The organism is Gemmatimonadaceae bacterium (genome assembly GCA_020852815.1).
Lineage (GTDB): Bacteria > Gemmatimonadota > Gemmatimonadetes > Gemmatimonadales > Gemmatimonadaceae > SCN-70-22.
This window is the reverse complement of the sequence record JADZAN010000025.1, coordinates 63998-70131: the sequence shown is the minus strand read 5'-3', so window position 1 is coordinate 70131 and position 6134 is coordinate 63998. Positions and strand designations below refer to the sequence as shown.

6 protein-coding genes are annotated in these 6134 nt (G+C 69.3%); 2 read left to right on the top strand and 4 right to left on the bottom strand.

Features of this window, described 5'->3' with window-relative positions:
• Nucleotides 1-478 precede the first annotated feature (478 nt).
• From IT359_15155 to IT359_15145, 3 genes are all read right to left on the bottom strand, one after another.
• On the bottom strand, nucleotides 479-1096 hold the full coding sequence (locus tag IT359_15155; GenBank protein MCC6930321.1) for a hypothetical protein: 618 nt from the start codon (nucleotides 1094-1096) through the stop codon (nucleotides 479-481).
• On the bottom strand, nucleotides 1093-2019 hold the full coding sequence (gene aroF, locus IT359_15150) for a 3-deoxy-7-phosphoheptulonate synthase (GenBank protein MCC6930320.1): 927 nt from the start codon (nucleotides 2017-2019) through the stop codon (nucleotides 1093-1095). The genes IT359_15155 and aroF overlap by 4 nt, the downstream gene beginning before the upstream one ends.
• Before the next feature lie 298 nt (nucleotides 2020-2317).
• Entirely contained in the window at nucleotides 2318-2998 is a 681-nt protein-coding gene (locus IT359_15145; GenBank protein ID MCC6930319.1) for an ROK family protein, read from the bottom strand.
• Between the two features lie 225 nt (nucleotides 2999-3223).
• Between IT359_15145 and IT359_15140 the strand changes: the two genes are divergently transcribed.
• Both IT359_15140 and IT359_15135 read left to right on the top strand, forming a co-directional pair.
• Nucleotides 3224-4612 carry an amidohydrolase family protein gene (locus tag IT359_15140; GenBank protein ID MCC6930318.1) on the top strand — a complete coding sequence of 463 codons (1389 nt, stop codon included), beginning with the start codon at nucleotides 3224-3226 and terminating at the stop codon, nucleotides 4610-4612.
• A 372-nt stretch (nucleotides 4613-4984) separates the two neighbouring features.
• Entirely contained in the window at nucleotides 4985-5161 is a 177-nt protein-coding gene (locus IT359_15135; GenBank protein MCC6930317.1) for a hypothetical protein, read from the top strand.
• Between the two features lie 128 nt (nucleotides 5162-5289).
• Here IT359_15135 and IT359_15130 read toward each other — a convergent pair whose 3' ends face one another.
• Entirely contained in the window at nucleotides 5290-6006 is a 717-nt protein-coding gene (locus tag IT359_15130) for a peptidase E (GenBank protein MCC6930316.1), read from the bottom strand.
• Between the last annotated feature and the right edge of the window lie 128 nt (nucleotides 6007-6134).

The following is a 6134-nucleotide window of genomic DNA, read 5'->3' as shown; positions in this document are numbered from 1 at the left end:
CGAGTGCGGGGAGCCGGAGCTACTACCACACGGACCTGCTGGGGAGCACGCGGGCTGTCGTGCAGGGCGCCACGGTGACCGAGAGCTACGACTACGATCCGTGGGGCGTGCTCATGCCCGGGCGGACACTGGGGAGCGGGACCAAGGAGGCCAAGCCTGTGATCTTCGCGCGCCGCCCGGTCAGCGTCGCGGGCAACCCTCCGAACGTCGCGCGCCGCTCCGTCGTCGTCACGCGCCACCCGGCCGTCGTCCTCCGGCAAAGGACTTCTGCGAACCCAGGCTGCCCGGTGAAGCACGTGCGCAATCGTCCTCAGCGTGACACTCCGGTACAGCCAGGGAGCGCTGTAGCAGTCGCCGTCCTCCGTGCCCCTCCCTTCCTCCGTGCATCCTCCGTGTTGAAAGCACTTGAACTTGAACTCGAACTTGAACTCGAACGTGACCCTGACATAACCTGCCCCTGCCCCCCGCATACCCCCTCCTATCGCACCCCACGCACCACCGCAAACGTGGTGACATTGTCGTCGCGATCGCCGATGTCCCGGGCCAGCAGCTGCAACCCGTAGCGCGCCACGCAAGCGTCCGACGCGATCGCCGCCTCATGGCGAAGGCCACGCGCCGCCACCTCGCGCGCCGCCCCCGCGGTGTCGTAGGACTCGCACGCGACCATGCCGCGATGGCGTCCCAGGAAATCGCGGCACTGGGCAAGCGCCGCGGGATGCGAAAAGACACCGGTCACCGCCTCGAGCCTGGCGCCGGGAACGCCAAGCAGGCAGTGCCGCACCGGCTGTTGCACCTCACCCAGCATGTCCAGCCCCGCACGCGCGATCGCGGAGCGCACCCCGGCAATCTCGCCGATTATCTCGTTATGCACGGGGAGCAGCGCATAGCCCGCCGTGCCTAACCGCACCGCGCCAATCACATCGGCAAAGCTCCGCAACGGCATGGCCGAGGCCCGCGCCCCCCACAGCCGCTCGATGGCGAGGTGCCCGTAGGCGCCGCGTTCCCCCTGGAAGGCCACCACCGCCTGCGCCCCCGTGTGCGGGCGCAGCCACTCCGCGATCGCTTGGGCGTCGTCACGCCACCGGGCCGCCGTCATCCCGCGCTCCCCACACAGGCGGCGCGAGCGCGTCGCGACGTCCCGATGGGGAGGACGCGCCCCCCCTCCTGCCGCGGCACCATGGGGCGGTGCAGCGCCGAGGCGACCGCCGCCAGCTGCAGCATCATGGCCTCGAACTGCGCGAACGACTGTGACTGCTCGGCGTCGCTGCGCGCCTGCGCCGGGTTGGGGTGCACCTCGACGATGAGGCCGTCGGCCCCGGCGGCCAGCGCGGCAAGGGCGAGCGGTGCCACCAGCTCGGCGCGCCCTGCCGCGTGCGACGGATCGACGATCACCGGGAGGTGCGTCTCACGCTTGAGGACGGGGATCGCCGCCACGTCGAGCGTGTTGCGCGTGGACGACTCGAAGGTGCGAATCCCGCGCTCGCACAGGATGACCTGCGTATTGCCGCGCACGGCGATGTATTCGGCAGCTGCAATCAGCTCGCGGACCGTGGCCGCGAAGGAGCGCTTGAGCAAGACCGGGAGCCCCAGCTCGCCCACCGCCGCCAGGAGCGGCGTGTTGTACATGTTGCGCGCCCCCACCTGCAACACATCGGCGTAACCCGCCACGAGTTCCACCTGGCGCACGTCCAGCACCTCGGTCACCACCGGGAGCCCCGTGACCGCGCGCGCCTCGGCGAGGAGCTCGAGCCCCGCCGACCCCAAACCCTGGAAGGCATACGGCGACGTGCGCGGCTTGAACGCGCCCCCCCGCAGCAGGCGCGCACCGCCAGCCGCAACCGCCCGCGCGCTCTCCACGATCATCGCCGCGCCCTCCACCGAACAAGGACCGGCCGCGACCACGAACGACCCATCGCCGATCGTGACCTCGCCGGCATCGTCGTGCGCGAGCCCCACCACGACTTTGGTGGAGGCACGGTCGCGTTGGTGCGACCGGGCTACGAGCGGAGTGTCGGACATGGATGTCTCCTCGCAACATCTGGTGACGGGACGCACGTGCGCGACCGCCGGAATGGAAAACAAGAAGGCCCCCGATTGCTCGGGGGCCGCTGGATCATCGCTGGTGTTGGACCGCTACCGCCTGGTCACGCGCGTGATCGACGCCCCCCGGAGAGCCGGAAGCCGGTAAACCACACAAAACCGAAGCAGCGTGAGCGCGGTGCAGTGAACATGGTCCGCGCAATCTTGGCGCGGCCGACCGTTCGCGCAAGTGGGGAGGCGCGTCGTCGTGGCAATCCCGGCGCGACGACCGGAGCGCTCACGCATCATCCCACATCCGGATGCCACCCTCCACGGCGCGCAGGTTTCCCCCGCGCCGGCAGTGCGGCGGCAGCCTATCCAGCTTGCTCACGTTCCCGCCCCCCAGCATCACGTAGTCGCACTGCAGCCCCTCGCGCAGGAGGGCGCACACGACCTTCACGTGGTGTCGCCACTTCTTGCGCCCGTTGGCCTCGAGGCCGCGCGTCCCGAGGTAGTCCTCGTACGACTTCCCGTTGCGATAGGGAAGGTGCGCCAACTCCAACGGCTGCAACCGCCCGTTATCCACGATCGCGCTCCCGAGACCGGTGCCAAGGCCAAGGAAGAGCATGCGCCCTCCCTCGTAGCTCCCCAGCGCCTGCATGGCGGCATCGTTCACCAGGCGCACCGGCTTTCCGAATGCCTTGGGAAAGTTCGAGCGTCGCCATCCACTCCGCAGGTTGTGCGGATCCTTCGTGGGGCGCCCGTTGCGAACCGGGCCAGGATAGCCGATGGTGACCACATCGTACCTCCAGTCGGCCGTCAGCTCGCGCACCTTCTTCACCATCTTGGCCGGCGTGAGTTCCGGCCCGGACTCGATCTTGACGGGGGTGCGGCGCCAGGAACCGGCAACCTTGATGTTGGTCCCGCCGATGTCGATCACGAGGATGCGCCGGCGAGCCTTGCGTACACGTGCAGCCATGACGTGCGGTCGATCGGGGTAAGGGATGATGCGCCGGCACGAACCGAACGCGTCGCACGCCTGCCAATATGCCACCGCGAGTCGCCACGGGCGACGCCGAGGGCACCGAGACGCGGCGTGACGCCGGAAGCCGCGGGCCGCGCAGGCCATGCGCCCCCTACCCGGCGAGTCCCTCGGCGCACACGTTTGCCCGCGCTTGGCCCCCGCCCCTTCTTCCATCAACCGATGTCCTCTCGATCACGCACGCCGCTGCGTCGCCTTCGCCAGGGAGCCTTCGCCGTGGCGTTGGCGGTTATCGCCATGGTCACGGCAATTCCCACACTGGTCGAGGCGCAGGATGCCGGCGGCACACGCCGCACAGCACCCGCGCGCCCCGCCGCCGTCACGATCGTGCGCGCCGCGCGCCTGATTGACGGGACCGGCGCGGCGCCGATTGCACCGGGGATGGTGCGCATCGAGGGCGATCGCATCGCCGCCATGGGGACGAGCCTCGCCATTCCGCCAGGTGCAACGGTGGTCGACCTGGGCGACGCCACACTCCTCCCGGGGCTCATCGACCTGCACACGCACCTGACGGGGGACGAACGCGTGCACTGGGAAGACGCGCTGGTGAAGACCACGCCGGCGCACGACGCACTCTGGGGGGCGCGCAACGCGCGCGTCACCCTCATGGCGGGCTTCACGACGTGCCGCGACATGGGACCCAACTGGCCCTACGTCGACGTGGAGCTCAAGCGCGCCATCGACGAGGGAGCCGTTCCCGGCCCACGCCTGCTCACCGCCGGCGCCTACGTGTCGTCCACGGGAGGCGCCGGCGATGCGCGCCAGTTCTCGATCTATGTCGACGTCCCCAGCGTGCAGACGCTGGCCGACGGCCCAGAGGAGGTCACCAAGGCGGTGCGGACCAACCTCAAGAACGGCGCCGACTTCATCAAGATTCTCGTGACCGGCGCCGTGCTCTCGAAGGGAATCACCCCGGGCGCGCAGCAGTATTCCGATGACGAGATTCGCGCCGCCGTCACCGAGGCGCGCCGCTGGGGACGCCAGGTCGCCGCGCACGCCCACGGCGCCGACGGGATCAAGGCCGCCATTCGTGCCGGCGTACGCACGGTCGACCATGGATCGTACCTCGACGACGAAGCCATCGCCCTCCTCAAGAGCTCCAACCGCGAGACGTTCTACGCACCCACGCTGTACACCTCACACGTGATCGATTCCGACGACCCGTCCAATCCGATCCCGCTCTCCGAGCGCGAGCGCTCGCGCCAGATCGGCACGATCAAGGACGCCGGCTTTCGCCGCGCCCTGGCCGCCGGGATCCCGATAGGCTTCGCCACCGATGCCATGGTGATTCCACACGGTGACAACGCGAAGGAATTCGCCGAGCGGGTCAAGCTCGGCGAGTCTCCCATGGCGTCGATCGTCTCGGCCACGTTGCTCAACGCCGAGATACTGGGATGGCAAGACCGCGTCGGTTCGCTCGCGGTTGGCAAGCTCGCCGACCTGATCGCGGTGCCTGGCGATCCTCTGCGCGACATCACCGCGCTGCAGCGCGTGGGCTTCGTGATGAAGGGAGGGGTGATCTATCGCGCAGAGCTCGCGCGGGCGCGCTGAGCTCGCTCCACCACTGCATTTCCAGATTCTCCCTACGCATTGCAGGGAGTTCCCGACAGCTACACGCCCGGAAACCGCTAGGCTGGGGCACCTCCGAAATGCCGGCACCAGCGCTCCACTACACGTGAGCGTTGCGCCTGATTCGATGGGGTTCGGCCCGATCGTCCTGCCGCGGCGCATCTGCTCTCCTGCGACGCCAGCACACGGGAGCGCCCCATCACCCTGACTCCGTTCCCCGCCGCGCCGCTGCGCGCCGCCGCGTCGCATCGAGCCATTCGATCGCCGCGCACGCCCAGGGACCGCGGATGAGTGCAACGGTACCGGCCCCCCGGTATCGCGCGCCGCAGGTCAACGCTCAGCAGGAGGTGCGGTATGGAGGCCCTCAGGAACGGCGTGCTGTACACGGTGCTGGCATTCGTCGCCGTCATGATCGCGGCAAGCGTGGTCGCCGCCGTCATTCGAGGCGTGACGCTCCTCGCCCGCCGGATGCGACATGGCGTGGCGCAAGCGCGCGCACACGAGCCCATTGCCGGCGGCCCGGTCGCCTGACGACAGAAGACGTCTCACGACGTGTCACGACGTCACGCGGCGTCCCACGGCGTCACGCGCAGGGAGAAGCGTTAGGCGGCGGCCCCGGAGCGCCGCCGCCTGACGCTTTACACAGGCCGAGCAGACGATCAGGCGATCATCTCGGGTTCCATCACCCGCTCGACGACGCCGCTCGCCTGCGCGCTCACGAAGTAACACTTCGCCCCCGCGCGCGACGTCACGACGCGCTTCACCGCGCCGTCCTCGAAGAAGATCCCCGCATCCTCGTCGCACGCATAACCCGGCTTCATCTCCCCCGAGCCGATGAGCTTGTGGTACAGCGGGCGACGCCCCGCTTCCACGTCGTAGTGCGGCGAATGGCTCCCCGGCAGGAACCCAAGGCACTTCACGATCGACAGCGCCTTGGGGCGCGAGTCGGTGGTCCCCTCGTCGAACCAGCATAACGAGCCAGCGCTCGCCCCGCCGAGGACAATGCCGCGGTCGTACGCCTCGCGTAGGATCGCGTCGATCCCCTGCGCCTTCCAGATCGCCTGCTGGTTGAGCGTATTCCCACCCGAGACGACGATGCCGTCCATGGACAGGAGCACCTCATCCCATCCTTGCGTCTGGGACAGGCTCTCGATGAACGACGGCTGGTCGAACGGGTGCACGTCGAGCGGCGCGCACTCCCGGTAGAACCAGATCACCCCATCCATCGCGTCGGCGGAGGCGGTGGGCAGGTAGCAGATGCGCGGGCGCGGCTTCCCCGTCAGCTGCGCCATGTAGCGGAGGTACGGCGTGCCGTAGCCGCCGCCAGCGATGAGGATCTTGCGCTTGGCGGCGGTGGTGTGTGGTGCGGGCTCCATGATCGCAGCGGGCGTGGGAGTCGTGGCGAACGCGTCGAGTGCGCCGCCGGTGACGTGCGTGGCGCCAGCGCCGAGCGTGGCGATGGCCGAGGTGGCGAGAAAGTCGCGGCGGTGCATGCGGGGCGATG

Excerpts from the sequence above, each read along its gene's own strand:
- IT359_15135 (MCC6930317.1), top strand. The coding sequence starts at position 4,985 with ATGGAGGCCCTCAGGAACGGCGTGCTGTACACGGTGCTGGCATTCGTC.
- IT359_15140 (MCC6930318.1), top strand. The coding sequence starts at position 3,224 with ATGTCCTCTCGATCACGCACGCCGCTGCGTCGCCTTCGCCAGGGAGCC.
- IT359_15130 (MCC6930316.1), bottom strand. The coding sequence starts at position 6,006 with ATGGAGCCCGCACCACACACCACCGCCGCCAAGCGCAAGATCCTCATC.
- IT359_15155 (MCC6930321.1), bottom strand. The coding sequence starts at position 1,096 with ATGACGGCGGCCCGGTGGCGTGACGACGCCCAAGCGATCGCGGAGTGG.
- IT359_15145 (MCC6930319.1), bottom strand. The coding sequence starts at position 2,998 with ATGGCTGCACGTGTACGCAAGGCTCGCCGGCGCATCCTCGTGATCGAC.
- aroF (MCC6930320.1), bottom strand. The coding sequence starts at position 2,019 with ATGTCCGACACTCCGCTCGTAGCCCGGTCGCACCAACGCGACCGTGCC.